Raw genomic sequence first — 4,269 nt, 5'->3', positions numbered from 1 at the left:
CCACACACTGCAGAAAGACAAAAAAGAGATTTTTCACGCTTCTGCACACTGCAGAAAGACAAAAAAGAGATTTTTCACGCTTCTGCACACTGCAGAAAGGCCAAAAGTTGATTTTTCATGCTTCTGCACACTGCAGAAAGGCTAAAAAGAAGTTTTTCATGCTGCTGCGTGGCGCGGAAAGGCAAAAAAGAAGAGGAGAAAGGCCATCTAAAGCAGATGAGCTTTTCTCCTCTTTATTCAAATCAATTGTAAGCGCGTATTACCAAAGCTGCAAGCGCTCGCTTTCCGGCAAATACATCTTATCGCCCTTTTTCACATTCCATGCTTTATAGAAAGCATCAATATGAGGCAGAGCACCATCAACGCGCCACTTACCCAATGAGTGTGGGTCGCGCTTTACACGATTACGAATCTCTTTGTCTGTGATGTTTTGTCCCCAAACACCAGCATAAGCCAAGAAGAAACGCTGAGCAGGAGTAAAGCCGTCTTTATCTTTCAAAGGTTTCTTGGCTGTAGCATTCAAAAAGGCATTGTAGGCTACTTGAAGACCTCCGTGGTCAGCAAGATTCTCACCTAATGTGAATTTGCCATTAGCATGCAGTCCTGGCAGCACTTCAATACCATCGAAGTAATCAGAATAGAGCTTAGCTCGCTTATCAAAGCCCTTAGCATCATTGGCTGTCCACCAATCTTTCATGTTTCCATCAGCATCATATTGACGACCTTGATCATCAAAGCCGTGAGTCATCTCATGACCAATGACAACGCCGATTGCACCATAGTTGAATGCCTCGTCAGCCTTAGGATCGAAGAAAGGATATTGGAGAATACCTGCGGGGAAACAGATTTCGTTGGTTGTTGGGTTATAATAAGCATTGACCGTTTGCGGAGTCATTCCCCACTCGTCTCTATCAACAGGCTTACCCGCTTTATCTGCAATTTCTTTATCGTGCGCAAACTGTCGGCATGCCATTACATTGTCATAGAAACTCTTCTTTGGGTCGATTGTCAAACGGCTATAATCAGTCCATTTATTAGGATAGCCCACTTTCACATAAAAGCGATTTAGTTTTGCATGTGCATTGGCTTTGGTCGAATCGCTCATCCATGTTTGTGCATCAATACGCTGACCAAGACTCACTTGTAGATTCTTAACGAGATCCATCATCATCTTCTTAGAAGATTCGGGGAAATAGCGTTTTGCATAGATGCGTCCCAAAGCTTCTCCCATTTGAGCCTCAACCTGATTCGTAGCACGCTTCCAAAGAGGATAGTCTTCTTTTCGTCCACTCATGGTTTTGCCAAAGAAATCAAAGTTTGCTTCGCGGATAGTATCAGTCAAATAGTTTGCGCTGCTACAAATAACATCCCACTCCATGAGAGCCTTAATATCATCAGCTGTCTGAAGTGACATCAGTTTGTCAAGTCCTGTCATAAAAGCAGGCTGACCAACAATCATCTTCTGAATGTAAGAAGACTTAATTCCTTCTGCATTAGCAAGCTGCTCGATTGGGATGTTTGGATAATCTTCTTTCACCTCAGCCAATGTCATCTTATTGTAATTTGCCTGAGGATCGCGCAACTCGGTCATGCTCTTAGAAATCAAAGCAACCAAAGTTTCCTGACGAAATACCTCGTCACTCCTTTTCTGAGCTTCGGCTTCATTGAATCCATAAAGTACAAACATTTGCTTAATATACTTCTTATAAGCATCTCGAATGGCAACGGTTGCAGAGTCATTATTTAGATAATAATCCTTTTGTCCAAGTGTGAGACCACTCTGATAGATGTTTAGAATGTTATTCTTAACATCCTTCTCATCTGCGCCAAAGCCTGAGCTGAACTGAACACCATAGCCTTGTGCCGCATACTTCAATTGCAGGTCACGGAGTGCCTTTACGCTCTTCGCTCCTTCAATTTCATCTAAGAGATTCTTAACAGGCGCAATCCCGTCCTTATTTCTTCTATCAACATCAAGAGCCAACTTATAAAAATCAGAAAGCTTTTGCTCAATCGTTCCATTCTTATACTGCTTTTTCTGCAACTCACTAAGAATGGTATTGATGCGCTTGTTGTTGTCTTCCTGCAACTGGTCAAAACTTCCAAATCGGCTATAAGCGGCTGGAAGAGGATTGTTTTTCTGCCATCCACCAGTAGCAAACTGGTAGAAATCATCTTGCGGACGAACTGAACGATCAAAGTTCTTTTCGTAAAGTCCTGATTGATTTTGAGCAACTCCTGCAACAGGAACAGCTGCCATCATCATCATCGGAATGATTTTTTCATTTTCATATTAATATGTTTTTGTTGTTAAACCTTATTTTTAAGTTCAGACAATGATTCAGAAAGCGTGAACCATTGTTCGTTTTCTTCATCTAAATGCTGTTTAATCATGGTGTACTCTGTAACAAGTTCCATATTTGAAGCGTTCTTAGGATCAGCTAAAAGCGCATCAAGTTCTTTTATTCGTTGCTCCATCTTGGCTATACGATTCTCACATTCCTTCACTGCTTTTTCGGCTTTATTGAGTTTCTTCTGCCATTCTTTGCGCTCTAAATAACTCTGCTTGTTATCAGCGTTACTTTCACTCGGAGCATTTGTTTGCGTCACATTGTCAGTCTTGTTGTCTATCGCTTCCTGGATGGTAGAAGCATTGCGCGCACGCAAATAATCATAGATGCCTCCCAAATGCTCAACAACCTTGCCACCTCCAAACTCATAAACCTTGTCAACTAAACCATCTAAGAATTCACGGTCATGACTAACGATGATAGCAGTTCCATCAAACGCTTTGATAGCCTCTTTCAAAACATCCTTTGAAGGCAAATCAAGATGGTTGGTTGGCTCATCCAAAATCAGTAAGTTTACAGGCTCAAGCAAAAGCTTAATCATGGATAGTCGGCTACGTTCTCCACCGCTAAGAAACTTCACTTTCTTTTCAGCAATCTCTCCTCCAAACATAAATGCACCAAGAAGATCATTGATTTTTAATCGCATATCGCCTGTTGCGACTTGATCAATCGTGTCATATATGCTGATAGAGTCATCAAGAAGTTGTGCCTGATTTTGAGCGAAATATCCAATCTGCACATTGTGTCCAATCTTCAGTTTGCCTGTATAGGGAATCTCACCCATAATACATTTTACAAGTGTTGATTTTCCTTCACCATTCTTACCGACAAAAGCAACCTTCTCACCACGCTTTATTGTTAATGTGACATGGTCGAAGACAGTATGCGAACCATAATCTTTCCGTAAATCATCACATATAACTGGATAATCGCCACTACGCAAACAAGGAGGAAATTTCAGATGCATAGCACTATTATCTACCTCATCTACTTCAATCGGAACTATCTTTTCTAACTGTCGAATGCGTTGTTGTACTTGCACAGCCTTCGTCGCTTGATAGCGAAATCTCTCTATAAAAGCCTTTGTATCTGCAATTTCTTTCTGCTGGTTTTCATAGGCACGAAGCTGTTGTTCTCGTCGCTCTTTGCGCAACACTAAATATTCGTTATACTTTACTTTATAGTCTTCTACATGGCCACACACAATCTCTAACGTTCTGTTTGTCACGTTATTGATAAAAGCGCGGTCGTGACTTACCAACACAACTGCACTTGAACTCTGCACCAAGAATTGCTCAAGCCATTGTATACTCTCTATATCCAAGTGGTTAGTTGGCTCATCTAACAAGAGCACATCAGGCTTTTTTAATAGTATTTTGGCAAGTTCTATACGCATGCGCCAACCTCCAGAGAACTCTTTTGTGGGGCGTTCGAAGTCGTCACGCGTAAAGCCTAACCCAGTTAATGTGCGTTCAATCTCAGCCTCATAGTTCTCACCTCCCATCATCATGTAACGCTCATGCTCTTGCGAAAACTGTTCAACGAGCTTGCTATAACTATCACTTTCATAGTCTGTTCTGTCGGCCATCTCCTGCTCCATCTTCTTCAACCGAGCCGCAATTTTTGTGTTGTCGGCAAAAGCTTTGCGTGTCTCTTCACGCACCGTAGTATCATCCTGCAGTTTCATCACCTGGGGTAAATAGCCTATAGTGACATCATTTGGAACAGAAACCATTCCACTCGTGGGTTGTTGAAGACCACAAAGTATCTTCAACATTGTTGACTTTCCTGCGCCATTCTTCCCTACAAGTGCTATTCTATCACGGTCGTTCACCACAAAACTAACATCGGTGAACAACGGTTTCACACCAAATTCAACCTTTAAACCTTCTACTGATATCATCTTCTTTTATAATTT

At 41.6% G+C, this 4,269-nt stretch carries 2 protein-coding genes; both read right to left on the bottom strand.

Annotated elements, in window-relative coordinates; genetic code table 11:
- Positions 1-259: 259 nt before the first annotated feature.
- Positions 260-2,266, bottom strand: coding sequence for a M13 family metallopeptidase (locus HMPREF9420_RS01885; protein ID WP_147625696.1), 2,007 nt, complete (start codon positions 2,264-2,266; stop codon positions 260-262).
- A gap of 44 nt (positions 2,267-2,310) precedes the next feature.
- Positions 2,311-4,254, bottom strand: a complete 1,944-nt coding sequence (locus HMPREF9420_RS01880; protein WP_007133696.1) for an ABC-F family ATP-binding cassette domain-containing protein — start codon at positions 4,252-4,254, stop codon at positions 2,311-2,313.
- Positions 4,255-4,269 lie beyond the last annotated feature (15 nt).

The sequence above is a fragment of the Segatella salivae DSM 15606 genome, from assembly GCF_000185845.1.
GTDB lineage: Bacteria > Bacteroidota > Bacteroidia > Bacteroidales > Bacteroidaceae > Prevotella > Prevotella salivae.
Note: the sequence above shows the minus strand (reverse complement) of the source record. Positions and strands in the feature narration are given on the sequence as shown.